Genomic DNA, 18250 nt, shown 5'->3' with positions numbered 1-18250 from the left:
GCCGCGACCGGGGGCCGGGCCGCACCGCCCCGCCGCGTCCTCGCGGTGATCCCCGCCCGCGGCGGCTCGAAGGGCGTACCCGCCAAGAACCTCGCCACCGTCGGCGGCGACCCGCTGGTCGTACGGGCCGTACGCGCCTGCCTCGGCGCGGACCTCGTCACGGACGTGGCGGTCTCCACCGACGACGACGCGATAGCCGCCGCGGCGCGCGCCGCGGGAGCCCAAGTCGTCCAGCGGCCACGGGAGATCGCGGGGGACACCGCGACCAGCGAGGCCGCCGTGCTGCACGCGGTCGACGTGTGCGAGTCCCGTACCGGAGTCCCCGTCGACGCGGTGCTGCTCGTGCAGTGCACCAGCCCGTTCCTCACCCGCGAGGACGTCGACGCCGTGGCCGGCGCGGTCGTCGAGGGCGGCGCGGACAGCGCTCTGACCGTCGCCCCCTTCCACGGCTTCGTCTGGCGCGACGGCGCCGATGCCGACGCCGGCACAGGTGCGGCCCCCGCGGGCCGACTCCCCGACGCCACCGGCGGGTTCGGCGTCAACCACGACAAGTCCTTCCGCCCCCGCCGCCAGGACCGCCCGCAGGACCTGCTGGAGACCGGCGCCGCGTACGCCATGGACGCCGCCGGCTTCCGCAAGGCCGGACACCGCTTCTTCGGACGCACCGAGCCCGTCCGTACGGACCCGGCCCGCGTCCTGGAGGTCGACGACCCGCACGACCTCGCCCGCGCCCGCGCGCTCGCGCCCCTGCTCGACGCGCCGCGCCCCCGAGCGCTGCCCGGACGCGAGGACGTCGACGCGGTCGTACTCGACTTCGACGGCACCCAGACCGACGACAGGGTGCTGATCGACTCCGAGGGACGGGAGCTGGTCGCCGTGCACCGCGGCGACGGCCTCGGCATCGCCGCGCTGCGCCGCGACGGGCTGGAGCTGCTGATCCTCTCCACGGAGCAGAACCCGGTCGTCGCCGCACGGGCCCGCAAGCTGCGCATCCCCGTACTGCACGGCATCGACCGCAAGGACCTCGCACTCAAGCAGTGGTGCGAGGAGCAGGGCATCGAGCCCGAGCGCGTGCTCTACGCCGGAAACGACGTCAACGACCTGCCCTGCTTCAACCTCGTCGGCTGGCCCGTCGCCGTGGCCGGAGCGCACGAGGCCGTACGCGAGGCGGCACGCGCCATCACCCGGGAGCGCGGGGGCGAGGGCGCGATCCGCGAGATCGCCTCCTGGCTGCTCGGCCCGTCCCTCTGACCCCGGCGACCCGGGCGACCGGGCCGACCACGACTCAACTCACCTCTGTACGACGACAGATGACAGACGTAGGAGACCAGTCCTCATGAGCACGAGCACCAACCGGCTGCGCACCCTCGGCGCCAAGACCGTCGGCCCCGGCCACCCCGTGTACGTCACCGGCGAGATCGGCATCAACCACAACGGCGAGCTGGAGAACGCCTTCGCGCTGATCGACGCCGCCGCCGAAGCCGGCTGCGACGCGGTGAAGTTCCAGAAGCGCACCCCCGAGGTGTGCACGCCGCGCGATCAGTGGGACGTCGAGCGCGACACCCCCTGGGGCCGCATGACGTACATCGACTACCGGCACCGCGTCGAGTTCGACGAGGACGGCTACCGCGCCATCGCCGAGCACTGTGCGAAGCGCGGCATCGACTGGTTCGCCTCGCCGTGGGACGTCGAATCCGTCGCCTTCCTGGAGAAGTTCGGCGTACCGGCGTACAAGGTGGCCTCCGCCTCCCTCACCGACGACGAGCTGCTGCGCGCCATGCGCGCCACGGGCCGTACGGTCATCCTCTCCACCGGCATGTCGACGCCGAAGCAGATCCGGCACGCCGTCGAGGTCCTCGGCAGCGCCAACATCGTGCTCTGCCACGCCACTTCGACCTACCCGGCGCAGGCGGGCGAACTGAACCTGCGGATGATCCACACCCTGGAGCGCGAGTTCCCGAACGTCCCGATCGGCTACAGCGGCCACGAGACCGGCCTGCAGACCACCCTGGCCGCCGTCGCGCTCGGCGCCTGCTTCGTCGAGCGGCACATCACCCTCGACCGCGCCATGTGGGGCTCCGACCAGGCCGCGTCCGTCGAACCGGGCGGTCTTCAGCGGCTCGTGCGCGACATCCGCACGATCGAGGAGTCGCTGGGCGACGGCGTGAAGAAGGTCTACGAGAGCGAGCTGAAGCCGATGGAGAAGCTCCGCAGGGTCAAGGGAGTCGTCGCGGAGGCGGAGGAGTCCGAGGCGGGTGCCGACGGCGCCGGCCGTGAGCCGGCCGTGGCCTGACGGAGCCGCGCAGTGAGCCGAAGCGGACGGGACGGGGCGCGCGCCCGGGGGAGACGGGCGGGCGGCACGCTCGCCTTCGTCGAGAGCCCCGTACAGCTCCTCAACGTCCTGGAGTGGGCGTACTCCACGGCGCTGCTCTCCGCTGCCGCCGGGCGGGAGGCGTCCCGCCCGGACGGGGACGACCCGGATCCGGATCCGGATCCGGGTTCCGCGGAGGCGGGAGTGGAAGCGGAACCGGTCCCGCCCGATCCGCCGGTTCCCCCCGCCGCGCCGGACCCGGACCTCACCGTCGTCGTCCTCTCGCCGCACGACCCCATGACGCGCGGACAGCTCCGTCGCGTCGCGGAGTTCGCACGCGACGAGGGCGTCACCGTGCGCTGGGAGGAGGCACGGGGCGGTCCCACCGCGCCGCTGAAGACCGTCGGCTCGCTCGCGCGCGAACTGCGCCGCGCCCGCCGGGTCGTCATCGGCGACCCCTTCTCGCGCTATGTGCAGCTCCTGCTCACCCTCACCGCCGCCCGTACGGTCGTGGTCGTGGACGACGGCACGGCCACCATGGAGTTCGTCGCCCAACTCGCGGACGGCGAACGGCTGGTGCGCTGGCACCGCAAGGGCGCGGCACCGGCCGGACCCCAGGCGATGGCGCAGGCCCTGCTCTTCGCGCCCTTCGCCCGCCGCGCCCGTACCCGGCTGACCCCCGGCGGCCCGCACGGCGGGAAGGACGAGCGAACCCGCCGCGTCTCCGTCTTCAGCTCGATGCCGGTCGACGCCTCCGACGCCCGGCTGCGCGAGATGGGCGTCACCGTCACCGCCAACGACTTCGCCTGGACCCGTGCCCGCTTCGGCCCGCCCCGCCTGACCCGCGGCACCGACCTCGTCGGCACCTCCCTCGTGGAGACGGGCGTGGTGGATCTGGAGCGCTATCTGGAGGGCGTCGCGTCGCTGGCCCGTACGCACGGTGCCACCCGCTACTTCGCCCACCGCCGCGAGTCCAGCGAGAAACTTCACCGCGTGAAGTCCGCCACCGGTCTGGAGATCGTCCGCCCCGACCTCCCGCTGGAACTGGTCGCCCGGCGCGGCCCGATCGGCCGTACGGTCGTGAGTTTTCCGTCGACGGTCGTGCACACGCTGCCGCTCGCCCTCGCCGGTACGCCGGTCTCGGTCGCGGTCTGCGAGGTGGACCGCACCTGGTTCACCGCGGGCGCCTCGCCACGGGCCGAGGGTTTCCTCTCCGGGGTGACCGACAGCGCCCGCCGGGTCCGCAAGCTCGGGGGTACGGCGGTGCCGGGAGCCGCCGCCGCGCAGGGAACGGGGACGCCGCAGTCGACGGCACGTACGTCACTGTCCAGGGAGGCGGGCCAAGCGAGCGCGTAGTTATACCCACCTCCATCCGGACATAATCGCCGGGCCCTCAAATTTTTGGTCGCCTACGGGGCTGAACTTTCCGGGTTCGGCTGTATGCGGTGGCCTGCATGCGCATACTCTGCGGATATGAACAAAGTCCTGTCCCCTGAGCCGGAGGTGGACCCGACCGGCGAAGCAGCAGTCGAAGCAGCCCTGCTGGGCGTGGTCCCGGAACTGCCCGGAAGACTTCCCGACGCGCTTCGTGAGGAACTGGTCGCATTCAGACGCGACCTCCACATGCATCCGGAACTGGGCAATCAGGAGTTCCGTACGACCGCCGCGATCAAGGCCCGCCTCGAGGCGGCCGGACTGCGGCCCCGCACACTGCCCATGGGCACCGGCCTCATCTGCGACGTACACCCCGGCCTCGCCGAGCGGTGGGACGGCGTCCGGCCGATGCTGGCGCTGCGCGCGGACATCGACGCGCTCCCGATCCCCGACACCAAGTCCGTCCCGTACCGCTCCACCGTGCCCGACCGCGCACACGCCTGCGGCCACGACGTCCACACCACCGTCGTGCTCGGCGCGGGGCTCGTCCTCGCCGACCTGGCCCGCGCGGGGCATCTCACCCGCTCCGTACGACTGCTCTTCCAGCCCGCGGAGGAAGTCCTGCCGGGCGGCGCCACCGACGCCATCGACGGCGGCGCGCTCGACGGAGTCGGCCGCATCCTGGCCGTCCACTGCGATCCGCGCGTGGACGCGGGGCGCATCGGGCTGCGGCCCGGAGCGATCACCTCCGCGTGCGACCGGATCGAGGTGAGCCTGAGCGGTCCGGGCGGCCACACCGCCCGTCCGCATCTGACGACCGACCTGGTCACCGCCGCCGCGAAGCTCGTCACCGAGGTCCCCGCGCTGCTCTCGCGCCGCGTCGACGCCCGCGCCGGCATGGCACTGACGTGGGGCCGCATCGAGTCCGGCCACGCCTGCAACGTCGTCCCGCAGCGCGCCGAACTCTCCGGCACCCTGCGCTGCTTGGACCTCGCGGCCTGGCGTGACGCGCCGGACCTGGTGCACGCGGCGATCGACGAGGTCGCCACGCTGCACCGCGCCAAGTCGGAGATCACCTATGTACGGGGCGTCCCGCCGGTGGTCAACGAGACCGGCTCGACGGAGCTGCTGCGTACGGCGATGACGGCGCGGCGCGGCACGCCGACGGTGGAGGACACCGAACAGAGCCTGGGCGGCGAGGACTTCTCCTGGTACCTGGAGCATGTGCCGGGCGCGATGGCCCGGCTCGGGGTGCGCGCGCCGGGCGAACGTCACGCGCGCGACCTGCACCAGGGCGACTTCGACGTGGACGAGACGGCGATCACGGTAGGCGTCGAACTCTTCACGTCGGCCGCCCTGCTGGACACGCCGGCGCCCGCGTAGCGGGCGGTTGTCCGCGGTCCGCCTCCGGTTTCTTTTGGTTCCGGGGGCGGGCCGCTCCGGGGGCACGTCCGGACCCATGATTTACCTCCCTGTACCGTCCGCCCAATCGTTGAGCCTTACCAGTACCGGTCCGCAAATCACGGGCAAGCGTCCGGACATACCCCCTGCGCGTCCCGCCCCCTCCCGCCGTCTCGCGTCTGCCGCTTTCGTCCGGGCAACGCCTACCGCCGTCAACTGCCGCTGTGCGTAGGCGTCTTGAGGCCGTCTCTCTCGTACGTCCGAGCAACTACGGCCGTATGCGGGCCCGTTCGGAATGGGACGACGACTGGTCTCGTGCCACCGGACAGGTAGCCGCCGACGTACGGGAGGGGGCGGGACGCGTAGGGGGACATGTCCGGACACTCAAGCGTGATTTGTGGCCCGCAAACCAAACGGTTCAAAAACTGCTGACGGGGGCGAAGGCCGTAAATCATGCCGTCCGGACTGGCCCCCGGAGCGGACCGCCTCCGAAACCCCAAACGCACCCGAAGCGAACACGCGAACCCCGCCCGGAGGGCGAACCGTACCCCCTGTGACCGGCGGCGGAGCCGCCTTCGCACCGATCCGATAACAGCATTCCAGCATCTCTTTACGTGAAATCTACGCGCGTTAATCTGTGCCGGAAGCCAGCGCCGGAAGAGGCGCTTCCTAGAGTCGAAGGGGACGTCCTCTTGCGTCGGGTAACCAAGCTTGCTGCCGCGGTCACCACCACCGCAGCCCTCGCCCTGACCGCCACCGCGTGCGGTGAGAGTTCAACAGAGTCCGCCGGCAAGAAGGACAAGGGAGTCGGCCTGGCCTTCGACGTCGGCGGCCGTGACGACCACTCCTTCAACCAGGCGGCCGCCCGCGGCGTCGACAAGGCGAAGAAGGAGATGGGCGTCGACTTCAAGGAGATGACGGCCAGCAACGACGAGACCGAGGCCGACCGCGAGCAGCGCATAACCTCGCTCGCGGAGGCCGGGTACAACCCGGTCGTCGGTGTCGGGTTCGACTACGGCAAGTCCGTCAACAAGGTCGCCAAGAAGTTCCCGAAGACCACCTTCGGCGTCGTCGACTCCCCCTCGGAGGGGAAGAACGTCGCGGGTCTGGTCTTCGCCGAGCACGAGGCGTCCTACCTCGCCGGCGTCGCCGCCGCGAAGAAGACCAAGACCAAGGAGGTCGGCTTCATCGGCGGCGTCAACAACGCGCTGATCCAGAAGTTCGAGGCCGGCTTCAAGCAGGGCGTCGAGGAGACCGACTCGAAGGTCAAGGTCACCTCGCAGTACCTGTACCCGACCAACACCAAGGGCTTCAACGACCCGGCCGCCGCCAAGGACAAGGCCAAGGGCATGCTCGACGCCGGCAACGACGTCATCTACTCCGCGGCGGGCCAGTCCGGTGTCGGCTCGATCGAAGAGGTCAGCAAGAAGAAGGGCGCCTGGGCGATCGGGGTCGACTCCGACCAGTACACCCAGCCCGGCCTGTCGAAGTACAAGGACGCGATCCTCACCTCCGCGGTGAAGAACGTCGACGTCGCCGTCTACGACCTGATCAAGAGCGTCGAGGACAAGAAGCCGATGAAGGGCACCACCTCCTTCGACCTGAAGGAGGACGGCGTCTCCCTGGCCACCTCCGGCGGCTTCATCGACGACATCCAGAAGGACATCGACAAGGCCAAGAAGGACATCGTCGACGGCAAGACCAAGGTCAAGGACACTCCGTGACCCGGCTGCCGGCCCGTCGTACGTGACGGCGGTCCGGCGGCGGCTCCCGTGCACGCGGCGGGGGCGCAACGGTCCAGGATCGGGCGTATCCACAGGCGCAGTCGCCGCCTGCGGATACGCCCGTGACCGTCCGTCCCGTCCGTTACGGTCCTCCCGCGACCGCCCGCACGGGCCGAACCCTCCACTGAACAGCAGCGTTTCGGGAGAGTGCGTCATCTCAACGTCCAGCAGCAGCCCCCCGGCGGCCGCCGCCGCTGCGGGCACCGAGAGCGGTGCGGCCTCGCGGCCCGCCGTCGAACTGCGCGGTATCACCAAGCGGTTCCCGGGCGTCGTGGCCAACCACGACATCGACTTCGCCGTACGGCGCGGCACCGTGCACGCCCTCGTGGGCGAGAACGGTGCGGGCAAGTCGACCCTGATGAAGATCCTCTACGGCATGCAGAAGCCGGACGAGGGCACGATCACCGTCGACGGCGAGCAGGTCTCCTTCTCCACGCCCGGCGACGCCATCGAGCGCGGAATCGGCATGGTGCACCAGCACTTCATGCTCGCCGACAACCTCACGGTGCTCGAGAACACCGTGCTGGGCGCCGAGAACATGTACGGCATCGGCTCCCGCGCCCGTAAGCGGATCAAGGAGCTGTCGGACGCGTACCGGCTGGGCATACGCCCCGACGTGCTCGTCGAGGACCTCGGCGTCGCCGACCGGCAGCGCGTGGAGATCCTCAAGGTCCTCTACCGGGGCGCCCGTACGCTGATCCTCGACGAGCCGACGGCGGTGCTCGTACCGCAGGAGGTCGACGCGCTCTTCGAGAACCTGCGGGAGCTGAAGGCCGAGGGCCTCACGGTGCTGTTCATCTCGCACAAGCTGGGCGAAGTCCTCTCCGTGGCGGACGACATCACCGTCGTACGGCGCGGCACGACCGTCGCCTCGGTGCAGCCACGGGAGACGACGCCGAAGCAGCTCGCCGAGCTGATGGTCGGCAGCGAACTGCCCTCGCCCGAGACGCGCGAGTCGACCGTGACGACCACGCCGATGCTCACCGTCGACGGGCTGCGGCTGTGCGCGGACGACGCGGACGGCGCGGTGCGCGAGGTCCTGGACGGCATCGGATTCACCATCCACAAGGGCGAAGTCCTCGGCGTCGCAGGCGTGGAGGGCAACGGGCAGGCCGAACTCGTCGAGGCCGTCATGGGGATGCGCGAGCTGGACGCGGGCACCGTCACCCTCGACGGCGACGACATCACGCGCCGCTCGACGCGCGAGCGCCGCGAGGGCGGCATCGGCTACATTCCCGAGGACCGCCACCGGCACGGGCTGCTCCTGGAGGGCACCCTCTGGGAGAACCGCATCCTCGGCCACGTCACCGAATCGCCCAACAGCAAGGGCCAGTTGCTCGACATCGCCGGCGCCCGTACGGACACCGCGCGCATCGTCGCCGACTACGACGTACGCACCCCCGGCATCGAGGTCACCGCGGCCTCGCTCTCCGGCGGCAACCAGCAGAAGCTGATCGTCGGACGCGAGATGAGCCACGACCCCAAGCTGCTGATCGCGGCGCACCCCACGCGCGGCGTCGACGTCGGCGCACAGGCGCAGATCTGGGACCAGATCCGCGAGGCGCGGCGCGAGGGCCTGGCCGTCCTGCTGATCTCCGCGGACCTGGACGAGCTGATCGGGCTCTCCGACACGCTGCGTGTGATGTACCGCGGCCGCCTCGTCGCGGACGCCGACCCCGCCACCATCACCCCCGAGGAGTTGGGCTCCGCCATGACGGGCGCCGCGAGCGGCCACCTCGAACACACCGGGGACGACGGGGCAGTCGAGGACTCCGTACGGGACTCCGCGCCGCACTCGACGCCGGACTCCGCGCGGGGCACCGTGCCGGGACAGCGGGACGGGGGCGAGGAGCGGTGAAGAAGTTCGACAAGGACCGGCTGGTCCTGGCGCTCGGGGCGCCGCTGCTCGCGATCGTCGCCGCGCTGGTCATCACCTCCGGCGTCATCCTCACCACGGGCAAGGACCCCTTCCACGCCTTCTTCGTGATGATCGACTTCGGCTCGAAGAGCGACAGCCAGGTGTGGATCATCAACAAGGCGATCCCGTACTACCTGGCCGCGGTGGCCGTCGCCATCGGCTTCCGCATGAACCTCTTCAACATCGGCGTCGACGGCCAGTACCGCATCGCGGCGTTCTTCGCGGCCGTCGTCGGCGGCGGGATGTCGCTGCCCGGCTTCATCCAGATCCCGATCATCATCGCCGTGGCGATGCTGGTCGGCGCGGTCTGGTCGGGCATCGCCGGCGTGCTGAAGACGACGCGGGGCGTCAGCGAGGTCGTCACCACGATCATGCTGAACTTCATCGCGGGCTCCACCGTCGGCTTCTTCCTCCAGGACGGCCGGCTCGCGGAGAAGTACGGGAACCTCTTCCACACCCCCGACCTCCCCGCCTCCAGCCACTTCTTCTTCATCCCGACGCAGCCCGATCCGATCTACGGCACGATCGTCATCGGCGTACTCGTCGGCGCCGCCTACTGGTTCGTGCTCGGCCGCACCCGCTTCGGCTTCGACCTGCGCGCCGTGGGACGTTCCGAGTCGGCGGCCTCCGCGAGCGGTGTGAGCGTCAAGCGGATGGTGGTCACCTCGATGGTGCTCTCCGGCGTCATCGCGGGCCTGGTCGGCATGCCCACCCTGCTCAACGCCTCGTACAACTACGGCACCGACTTCCCCGCCGGCATCGGCTTCACCGGCATCGCCATCGCCCTCCTCGGGCGCAACCACCCCGTGGGCATGGCGCTCGGCGCGTTGCTGTGGGGCTTCCTCGAACGCACGGGCACACAGCTTGAGTTCGTGGGGTACGCACAGGAGATCGTCGGCGTGATGCAGGGCGTCATCGTGCTGTGCGTCGTCATCGCCTACGAGGTCGTACGACGCTACGGGCTCCGCAGGCAGCAACGTCAGGTCGGCGAGGAGCTGGCCGCCCAGGCCCGTACGAGCGAGAAGAAGGCGGAGGTGTCCGCGTGAGCACGAACATCACTGCCAGGCCGGGCGGAGACGGCACCGGTTCCCGGGCCGAGGGCGGCGGACGCGACGGCGGCGGCAGGCCCGGCGACGGCAACGGCAACGGCAAGGGGAGCGCCCCGGCCGCCAAGCCCGGCGGCGTACGGCGCAAGCTGTCCTACCCCGTGGTGCTGCTGATCGTCGCGGGCGGCCTCGTCGCGCTCTCGCTGCTGCGCATCGTCACCGGCTCGAACGAGGTGACCTCCAGCGGCCAGTACGCCAGCGCGCTCGCCGCGGCCGTGCCGATCGGCCTCGCCGGGCTCGGCGGACTGTGGTCGGAGCGCGCGGGCGTCATCAACATCGGCCTCGAAGGCATGATGATGCTCGGCGCCTTCGCCGCGGGCTGGGTGGGCTGGCAGCACGGTCCGTGGGTCGCGGCGCTCGCCGGGATCGCGGGCGGCGCGCTCGGCGGTCTCGTCCACGCGATCGCCACCGTCACCTTCGGCGTCGACCACATCGTCTCCGGTGTGGCCGTGAACATCCTGGCGCTCGGCGTCGTGCAGTTCCTCGCCAAGCTGTGGTTCGGCGCGCAGGGCAGCGCCGCGGCGCAGGCCGGCGGCAACGACAAACAGTCGCCGCCGATGGAGGACATGCCGACGTTCACGGTGCCCGGGCTGTCCGACGGACTGCTGGCCGTGGAGAAACACCACTGGTTCCTGGTCTCCGACCTCGCGGGCATCCTCGGATCCCTCGTCAGCAACGTCTCGTGGCTGACGGTGCTCGCCGTCGCGCTCTTCGCCGGCAGCTTCTACGCGCTGTGGCGCTCGCCGTTCGGGCTGCGGCTGCGGTCCTGCGGTGAGAGCCCGGTCGCCGCGGAGAGCCTCGGCGTCAACGTGCTGCGCTACAAGTACGCGGCCGTCACCGTCTCCGGCGCCCTCGCCGGGCTGGGCGGGGCGTTCCTCGCGATCGGCGTGCACATCTACCAGGACCAGCAGACGGGCGGACGCGGCTACATCGGCCTCGCCACCATGATCTTCGGCAACTGGCGGCCGGGCGGCGTCGCGATGGGCGCCGGCCTCTTCGGCTTCATGGACGCGCTCCAGCTCCGCGCCGGCGGTCCGACCGTCCACGCGCTGCTGCTGCTCGTCGCCGTGCTGCTCGCGGCGCTCGCGCTGTGGAAGCTGCGCAAGGGCGGAAAGGTGCAGGCCGCGATCAGTGGCGTCACGGCCGTGGGCCTGCTGGTGTGGTATCTGGTGACGGACACCGTCCCCCTGGAGTTCGTCGAGATGAGCCCGTACATCACCACGCTTCTGGTGCTCTCGCTCGCCGCGCAGCGGCTGCGTCCACCGAAGGCCATCGGCAAGTCCTACCGCCGGGGGCAAGGCACATGACCGACGCCCCGGTCGGCTCCGCTGATGTCGACTGGGCGGCACTGCGGGCCGCGGCCCGGGACGTGATGTCCCGGGCCTACGTCCCCTACTCGCGGTTCCCGGTCGGCGCCGCGGCGCTGACCGACGACGGACGCACGGTCTCGGGCTGCAACGTGGAGAACGCCGCGTTCGGCGTGACGCTGTGCGCCGAGTGTGGCCTCGTCTCGTCGCTCGTCGCCTCGGGCGGCGGCCGGCTCACCGCGTTCACCTGCGTCGACCAGCACGGCGAGGTGCTGATGCCGTGCGGACGCTGCCGCCAACTGCTGTGGGAACACGGCGGTCCGGGTCTGCTGATGGAGACCGCGGGCGGCATCCGCACACTGGCCGACCTGCTGCCGGACGCCTTCGGGCCGGCCGATCTGGAACGCTGAGCGCACGGCCGCGTACGGCGTCCGGTGCCGGTTCGGTGCCGGTGCCGACGGGGACCGGCCGGTACGCGGTCCGCCCTCCGGTCGTGTCGTATCCCGTCCCCTGCCGTTCTTCCGTACGTCCTGCCGTCCGGCAGCCGTTCGTCCGGCTGCGGCGTCCGGCCCCGCCGCACGCGGCGGCCTGCGCGTACATCCGACTCCCGGCCTCTCAGCGGCCGGGCCCTGTGTGAAGGAGACTTCCGCTCTATGTCCATGGACGTCATCTCCGTCATCCGTACGAAGCGCGACCGCGGCGCCCTCGCCCCCGAGCAGATCGACTGGGTGATCGACGCCTACACGCGCGGCGAGGTCGCCGACGAGCAGATGTCCGCGCTGGCGATGGCGATCCTGCTGAACGGGATGTCACGGGCGGAGATCGCGCGCTGGACGGGAGCGATGATCGCCTCCGGCGAGCGGATGGACTTCTCCACCCTGCGGCGGCACACCGCCGACAAGCACTCCACGGGCGGCGTCGGCGACAAGATCACGCTGCCCCTCGCCCCGCTCGTCGCGGCGTGCGGCGCGGCCGTGCCGCAGCTCTCCGGACGCGGCCTCGGGCACACCGGCGGCACGCTCGACAAGCTGGAGTCGATCCCGGGCTGGCGCGCGTCGCTGAGCAACTCCGAGATGCTCGGCGTCCTCGCGGACACCGGCGCCGTCGTCTGCGCGGCGGGCGACGGCCTGGCCCCGGCCGACAAGAAGCTCTACGCGCTGCGCGATGTGACCGGCACCGTCGAGTCCATCCCGCTGATCGCCAGCTCGATCATGAGCAAGAAGATCGCGGAGGGCACCGGTTCGCTGGTGCTCGATGTGAAGACCGGCTCCGGCGCCTTCATGAAGTCGATCGAGGACGCCCGCGAACTGGCCTCCACCATGGTCGAGTTGGGCAACGACCACGGGGTGCGTACGCGGGCGCTGCTCACCGACATGAGCACCCCTCTCGGTCTCACCGTCGGCAACGCCCTCGAAGTACGCGAGTCCGTCGAGGTGCTGGCGGGCGGCGGCCCGGCCGACGTCGTCGAACTGACCCTCGCCCTCGCCACGGAGATGCTCGCCGCGGCGGGCCTGCCCGACGCCGACCCGGCCAAGGCGCTCGCGGACGGCAGCGCCATGGACCACTGGCGCCGCATGATCGCCGCGCAGGGCGGCGACCCCGGCGCCGAACTGCCCACCGCACGCGAGAAGCAGCCCGTCATGGTCCCCGCCTCCGGCATCCTCACCCGCCTCGACGCCTACGCGGTCGGCCTCGCCGCCTGGCGCCTGGGCGCGGGCCGGGCCCGCAAGGAGGACCCGGTACAGGCCGGCGCGGGCATCGAACTCCACGCCAAGCCGGGCGACCCGGTCACCGCGGGCCGCCCCCTGATGACGCTGTACTCGGACACCCCGCAGACCTTCGCCTACGCCCTGGAGGCCCTCGCGGGCTCGTACGACATCGCGCCGCAGGGCACGGAGTTCGCGGTCTCGCCGATCGTGCTGGAGCGGGTGCCGGGCTGAGGCCGCGCTGAGGCCGGACGGGGGCGGGGCGGGCGGCGCGTGGCGGCGCGGGAGCGTCAATGGCCGTCTGCCGCGGTCACTTTCGGGTGATGGCGATCGGTGACGCCGTGCTCGTCCCCTTCGGCGTGCTGGGGTCGGTGACGCACCGATGAAGGAGACGCCATGAGCGCAGTCACCGTCGACCTCGGCCCGGCCGATGGCTTGGGGTGGGACGACCTCGTCCGGACGTGGGAGCAGACGCGCGGGCCGGAGGGCTGCACGGTGGAGATCGTCGAGGGGATCGTCACCGTGTCGCCCCCGCCCGCCAAGAGCCACGACAGCATCGCCGACCTCGTACAGCGCCGCCTGTACACCGTGATCCCCGAGGAATGGGGGATCTGCCGGACGCTCGGCGTCGCGGTCCCCTCGCGCAGCGGTCTGTTCATTCCGGACCTGGTCGTCGTCCCGGAAGCCGTCGTGAACGAACCCGGAAACTACATCCCCGCCGCCGCGGCCGAACTCGTCGTCGAGATCACCTCGCCGTACAACGCCGACCATGACCGTCTCAGCAAGCCCGCCGCCTACGCGCAGGCCGGTGTCCCGCTGTATCTGCTCGTGGACTGTCACGCCCCGGCAGGTCCGACCGTCACCCTCTACGGCGAGCCGACGGGGGACGTCTACCGCGTGCACACCGCAGTGAAGGCGGGGGAGGACGTCCGGCTTCCCGCACCGTTCGAACTCACCCTGGAGACCCGGGACTTCCCCGTCGGCTGACCGAGCGCCGCCGACGACCGTACGCCCAGGCCCCGTTCGTACGCTCGCTCAGGCGCGGGCCTGCGCCAGGCGCCTGCGGTGGACCGTCGCCGCGCTGCGGGTGCCGAAGTACGTCACGGTGCCCGCCAGCGCCATCGCGGTCAGCGTTATCAGGACCGTCGCCGCCCAGCCGCCGGCCGCGAAGGCCACCGCGCCCAGCGCGCCGCCGAGCGAACTGCCCGTGTAGTACGCCATCTGATAGAGCGCCGAGGCCTGCGCCCGGCCCTCCTTCGCCGTGTGGCTCACCGCCGCGGAGGCCACCGCGTGCCCGGCGAAGAAGCCGGCCGTGATCAGCACCAGGCCCGCCACGACCGCGATCAGGCTGTCCATGAGGCTCAGCGCCAGACCGGACGAGGCCGTCACGATGCCCCCGTAGATCATGCCGCGCCGTCCCAGTCGGGCGTTGAGCCTGCCCGCGGCGGCCGAAGTCGCCGTGCCCACCAGGTAGATGACGAAGACGGAGCCCACGAGGCCCTGGGAGAGCCCGAACGGTTCGGCCACGAGCCGGTAGCCGATCACCGTGTACACGCCGCCGAAGACGACCATGAACAGCATCCCGATCAAGTACAGCCGTACCAGCAGCGGGTTGCGCAGATGCGCCGAGACCGTACGGGACAGGGCGCGTACGTGCAGCGGGCTCGGGCGGAAGTGGCGGGCCTGCGGCGCCAGCAGCCGGAACGCCACCACGCACAGCAGGGACGTGACGGCCACCGCCGCCAGCCCGGGGCGCCAGCCCCAGGCGTCGGTGACCCAGCCGCCGAGGACGCGGCCGCTCATCCCGCCGACGCTGTTCCCCGCGACGAACAGGCCGGTCGCGCTGACGAGATGGCGTGCGCGCACCTCGTCCGCGAGATAGGCCATCGCCGAGGCCGGTACGCCCGCTATCGCCGCGCCCTGCGCCGTACGCAGCGCGATCAGCGTGCCCATGTCCGGCGCGAAGGGCGCCGCCAGGGCGAGGGCGACGGCGACCGCCATCGAGACGGTGAGTACGCGGCGGCGGCCGAAGCGTTCGGAGAGCGCCGCCAGCGGCAGCACCGCCACCGCCAGGCCGATCGTCGCGCCGGAGACCGTCCAGCTCGCCAGGCCCGGATCGGCGTGCAGATCACGGGAGATGGCGGGGAGCAGCGCCTGCGTGGAGTACAGCAGCGCGAAGGTCGCCAGGCCCGCGGCGAAGAGCGCGAGACGCATGCGCGCGTGGCCGGGGTCGCCGGGGCTGAGCTTGGTGGCGTCGCCGGGCGCGGCGACCTCTGAGGTCTCGTGCGAGGTCTCGGACGTGGTCTCGTACGTACGGTCTGCGGCGCCCGGGACGGCGAACGCCCCGGTATCGGCGGAGGGCATGCTTCGACGCTACGATCCGGTCACTGATGCGTCCAATGCACAGATCGCCAGTAACTGTTCCTCTCGCGCATCACCACTGCTGAGGAAGGTATGACACCGGCACGCAACGAGAAAGACATCTCCGTCACATCGGACTGGGGAGCCTCGCTCACGCCCCGCCTCGCACAGTTCGCCGTCGTCGCCCGGCACGAGCACGTGACCCGCGCCGCACGCGAACTCGGCGTCCCGCAGTCCACGTTGAGCCGTGCCATGACCCGCCTCGAAGACGACCTCGGCGTCGCCCTCTTCGCCCGCCACGGCCGCACCGTCTCGCTCACCCCCGCCGGACGCACCTTCCTGGCCTCCGCCGAGCGCGCCCTCGCGGCCGTCGAGCAGGCCGCCGAATCCGTACGGGCGGACGCCGACCCGGGCGCGGGCAAGGTCGCCTTCGGCTTTCTGCACACGCTCGGCTGGGAGACCGTCCCCGTCCTCATCCGCGCCTTCCGCGCCGGCCATCCCCGCGTCCGCTTCGCCCTCGTACAGAACTACGGCGAAGCCATGCTGGAGCGGCTGCGCGCTGGCGACCTCGACCTGTGCCTCACCTCTCCCGTGCCCGACGCCCCCGACCTCGTCGCCCGCCGCCTCGACGAACAGCGGCTGCGTCTCGTCGTCCCCGACGACCACCGGCTCGCCGGGCGGCGCCGCGTCCGTCTCGCCGAGGCCGCCGACGAGCACTTCGTCACTCTGGAGCGGGGCTACGGGATGCGGCGCATCCTCGAATCCCTGTGCGCGGAGGCCGGGTTCACACCGCGGATCGCCTTCGAGGGCGAGGAGGCGGAGACGATCAGGGGCCTCGTCGCGGCGGGCCTCGGCGTCGCCCTGCTGCCGCCGCCGACGGTGCCGCGCCCCGGCGTACGCGAGTTGACCGTCACTGCGCCCCGCGCCGTACGCGAGATCGGCCTCGCCTGGCTCGCGGGGCGGCCCGACACGCCGCCGGTGGCCGCGTTCAAGAGCTTCCTGCTGAGCCGTCGCGGCAGGCTGCTCTCGGGATGAGCATGCCCGCAGGGACGAGGAGGACTCCGTGAGCACACCCACCGGCCACGACCAGGCCCACGACGACCAGGCCCACCGGGGCCAGACCCACCACGGTCACGGCACCGACCACGGCGACATCGACTGGGAGGCCATGGCCGCGCACCTCGAACGGGAGGCCGAACTGCGCGTCCCCTTCGTCGAGGAGGCCGTCGCATGGCTGCGCGGGCTGCTCCTCGAAGGCGGCTGCGGCCCCGGCACCGCGAGCCGTCTGCTGGACGTCGGCTGCGGTCCCGGAGTCTTCACGGTGCTGCTGGCACGCGGCTTCCCGCAGGCCGAGGTCGTCGCCGCCGACGGCGAACCGGAACTGCTGGCACGGGTCCGCGACCGCGCGGAACGGGAGGGCGTCGCCGCGAACGTCACGACGCGCCAGGCCCAACTCCCCGACGACCTTGGAGAGTTGGGCAGCGCGGACCTCATCTGGACGAGCAACGTCATCCACCACCTCGGCGACCAGCAGGCCGCGCTGGACGCGCTGGCCCAGGCGGTGCGCCCCGGCGGGCTGCTCGCCGTGGTCGAACGGGGGCTCTCGCCGCGCTGTCTGCCCCGTGACATCGGCCTGGGCCGGCCGGGCCTGCTGAGCCGCGTGGAGGCGGCGAACGAGGAGCGCTTCACGGCCATGCGGGAGGCCCTGGCGGGCCATGCCCGCGTCGTGGAGGACTGGCCCGCGATGCTGGCCCGCGCGGGCCTCGTCCCGGCGGGCACCCGTACGTTCCTCACGGACCTCCCCGCCCCCTTGGACACCACGGCCCGCGCCCACCTCCACGACCGCCTCTCCCGGGCCCGGGAGACGCTGGGCGAATGGCTGTCCCCGGAGGACACCTCCACCCTGGACACCCTCCTGGACGACGACGATCCCCAGGGCGTCCTGCGTCGCCCGGACGCGTTCTATCTGACGGCGACGACGGTCCACGCGGGTCGGGCTTGAACTGGGCGCCTCCGGTTCGTGGTCGGTGGCGTGGGCGGGCCGCTCCGGTGTCCGTCCCCTCGCTCCGCTGGGGAGACCCCAAGCGTCCCGCCCCCTCCTGCCGTCCGGCGGCTATCCCTCTCGTACGTCCAAGCCCATGCCCGTCAACTGCCACCGCGCGTCGGCGGCTTGAGGCCGTCTCTTTCGTACGTTCATGCAACTACGCCCGTATGTGGGCCCGTTCGGGATGGGACAACGGCCGGTCTTGTGTCACCGGAGGGAGAGCCGCCGACGTACGGGAGGGGGCGGGACGCGCAGGGGTGCGTGTCCGGACGCTTGCCCGTGATTTGCGGACCGGTACTGGTAAGGCTCAACGATTGGGCGGACGGTACAGGGAGGAAAATCATGGGTCCGGACATGTGCCCCGGAGCGGGCCGCCCCCGCACCCACAACGAACCGATGGCGCCCAACACGCCAACAACCGCCGCGTCAGCGGCGCACCCCGAAGCCCTTCGCCAGCGGCATCCGCAACCCCAGCGGCGGCGGAGCCGCCATCGCATCGACCAGGGGGCGGGCGAAGTCGTGTCCGCAGAGGGTGCCCAGGACGAAGTTCTCGGCCAGCGCCGCGACTTCCGCGTTGTTCCGGTGCAGCCCGTGCCCGTCCGAGTGGACCTCGAAGCGGCACACGTCCGCGTTGGCCTTCTTCGCCCGCTCCGCCAGCCGGTAGGACAGTTCGGGGTCGGCGTGCCCGTCGTCGGTGCCGTGGACGAACAGCACCTGGCGGCCGATGAGTTGGCGTACGGGCTCCTGATCCGGCGCGTCCCGGCCGTCCGTACGGCCGCCGCCCCTGCCCGAACCGGCGCCGCCCTTACTCGACCCCGTGCCACCTTCGCCTGCGCCGCCTTCGCCCGTGCCGCCTTCGCCCGGTCCGGCGCCGTCCGCGGCGCGCGGCAGCCAGAGCGACAGCGCCAGCACCGACGCGACCATCGGGTGCCCCGCCG

Annotated in this window: 14 protein-coding genes and 1 pseudogene; 13 read left to right on the top strand and 2 right to left on the bottom strand. The window is 71.7% G+C overall.

Annotated features, from left to right (window positions below):
- Positions 1-45: 45 nt before the first annotated feature.
- From AN218_RS11955 to AN218_RS11905, 11 genes are all read left to right on the top strand, one after another.
- Positions 46-1251 carry an N-acylneuraminate cytidylyltransferase gene (locus AN218_RS11955; protein WP_070016834.1) on the top strand — a complete coding sequence of 402 codons (1206 nt, stop codon included), beginning with the start codon at positions 46-48 and terminating at the stop codon, positions 1249-1251.
- Positions 1252-1336: 85 nt separating this feature from the next.
- Positions 1337-2293, top strand: a complete 957-nt coding sequence (locus AN218_RS11950) for an N-acetylneuraminate synthase family protein (protein WP_070016830.1) — start codon at positions 1337-1339, stop codon at positions 2291-2293.
- A gap of 12 nt (positions 2294-2305) precedes the next feature.
- Positions 2306-3667 (top strand): hypothetical protein, encoded by a 1362-nt coding sequence (locus AN218_RS11945; RefSeq protein WP_244900411.1) that lies wholly within the window; start codon positions 2306-2308, stop codon positions 3665-3667.
- A gap of 117 nt (positions 3668-3784) precedes the next feature.
- On the top strand, positions 3785-5068 hold the full coding sequence (locus AN218_RS11940; RefSeq protein WP_107421423.1) for an amidohydrolase: 1284 nt from the start codon (positions 3785-3787) through the stop codon (positions 5066-5068).
- A gap of 710 nt (positions 5069-5778) precedes the next feature.
- Positions 5779-6810 (top strand): BMP family lipoprotein, encoded by a 1032-nt coding sequence (locus AN218_RS11935; RefSeq protein WP_070016829.1) that lies wholly within the window; start codon positions 5779-5781, stop codon positions 6808-6810.
- Positions 6811-7141: 331 nt separating this feature from the next.
- Positions 7142-8728 carry an ABC transporter ATP-binding protein gene (locus tag AN218_RS11930; RefSeq protein WP_070016828.1) on the top strand — a complete coding sequence of 529 codons (1587 nt, stop codon included), beginning with the start codon at positions 7142-7144 and terminating at the stop codon, positions 8726-8728.
- On the top strand, positions 8725-9834 hold the full coding sequence (locus AN218_RS11925; protein ID WP_070016827.1) for an ABC transporter permease: 1110 nt from the start codon (positions 8725-8727) through the stop codon (positions 9832-9834). Before AN218_RS11930 ends, AN218_RS11925 begins: the two co-directional genes overlap by 4 nt.
- A 149-nt stretch (positions 9835-9983) precedes the next feature.
- Complete coding sequence (locus AN218_RS11920) at positions 9984-11201, top strand: ABC transporter permease (RefSeq protein WP_070016832.1); 1218 nt, start codon at positions 9984-9986, stop codon at positions 11199-11201.
- Positions 11198-11611, top strand: coding sequence for a cytidine deaminase (locus tag AN218_RS11915; protein ID WP_070016826.1), 414 nt, complete (start codon positions 11198-11200; stop codon positions 11609-11611). Before AN218_RS11920 ends, AN218_RS11915 begins: the two co-directional genes overlap by 4 nt.
- 249 nt (positions 11612-11860) lie before the next feature.
- The gene (locus AN218_RS11910; RefSeq protein WP_070016831.1) at positions 11861-13141 is read left to right on the top strand and encodes a thymidine phosphorylase; all 1281 of its coding nucleotides are present in this window, start codon (positions 11861-11863) and stop codon (positions 13139-13141) included.
- Positions 13142-13303: 162 nt separating this feature from the next.
- The gene (locus AN218_RS11905) at positions 13304-13894 is read left to right on the top strand and encodes a Uma2 family endonuclease (protein WP_070016825.1); all 591 of its coding nucleotides are present in this window, start codon (positions 13304-13306) and stop codon (positions 13892-13894) included.
- 48 nt (positions 13895-13942) lie between these two features.
- Here the strand turns inward: AN218_RS11905 and AN218_RS11900 are convergent, their stop codons facing one another.
- Positions 13943-15271 (bottom strand): MFS transporter, encoded by a 1329-nt coding sequence (locus AN218_RS11900; RefSeq protein ID WP_070016824.1) that lies wholly within the window; start codon positions 15269-15271, stop codon positions 13943-13945.
- Positions 15272-15361: 90 nt separating this feature from the next.
- Here AN218_RS11900 and AN218_RS11895 point away from each other — a divergent pair, with 90 nt between their 5' ends.
- Together AN218_RS11895 and AN218_RS11890 are read left to right on the top strand one after the other, a co-directional pair.
- Positions 15362-16303 (top strand): LysR family transcriptional regulator, encoded by a 942-nt coding sequence (locus tag AN218_RS11895; RefSeq protein ID WP_070016823.1) that lies wholly within the window; start codon positions 15362-15364, stop codon positions 16301-16303.
- A gap of 28 nt (positions 16304-16331) precedes the next feature.
- Entirely contained in the window at positions 16332-17270 is a 939-nt protein-coding gene (locus AN218_RS11890) for a class I SAM-dependent methyltransferase (protein ID WP_070016822.1), read from the top strand.
- A 468-nt stretch (positions 17271-17738) separates the two neighbouring features.
- On the opposite strand, the pseudogene AN218_RS38150 reads toward AN218_RS11890, so the two are convergent.
- Positions 17739-18250, bottom strand: a pseudogene (locus AN218_RS38150) (hypothetical protein); the annotation flags it as partial.

The organism is Streptomyces nanshensis (assembly GCF_001751255.1).
GTDB lineage: Bacteria > Actinomycetota > Actinomycetes > Streptomycetales > Streptomycetaceae > Streptomyces > Streptomyces nanshensis_A.
The sequence above is the reverse complement of the archived record's forward strand: the minus strand, read 5'-3'. Positions and strand labels throughout refer to the sequence as shown.

Coding starts and splice junctions, on each gene's coding strand:
- AN218_RS11950 (WP_070016830.1), top strand. CDS start 1,337: ATGAGCACGAGCACCAACCGGCTGCGCACCCTCGGCGCCAAGACCGTC.
- AN218_RS11940 (WP_107421423.1), top strand. CDS start 3,785: ATGAACAAAGTCCTGTCCCCTGAGCCGGAGGTGGACCCGACCGGCGAA.
- AN218_RS11915 (WP_070016826.1), top strand. CDS start 11,198: ATGACCGACGCCCCGGTCGGCTCCGCTGATGTCGACTGGGCGGCACTG.
- AN218_RS11910 (WP_070016831.1), top strand. CDS start 11,861: ATGGACGTCATCTCCGTCATCCGTACGAAGCGCGACCGCGGCGCCCTC.
- AN218_RS11905 (WP_070016825.1), top strand. CDS start 13,304: ATGAGCGCAGTCACCGTCGACCTCGGCCCGGCCGATGGCTTGGGGTGG.
- AN218_RS11900 (WP_070016824.1), bottom strand. CDS start 15,271: ATGCCCTCCGCCGATACCGGGGCGTTCGCCGTCCCGGGCGCCGCAGAC.
- AN218_RS11895 (WP_070016823.1), top strand. CDS start 15,362: ATGACACCGGCACGCAACGAGAAAGACATCTCCGTCACATCGGACTGG.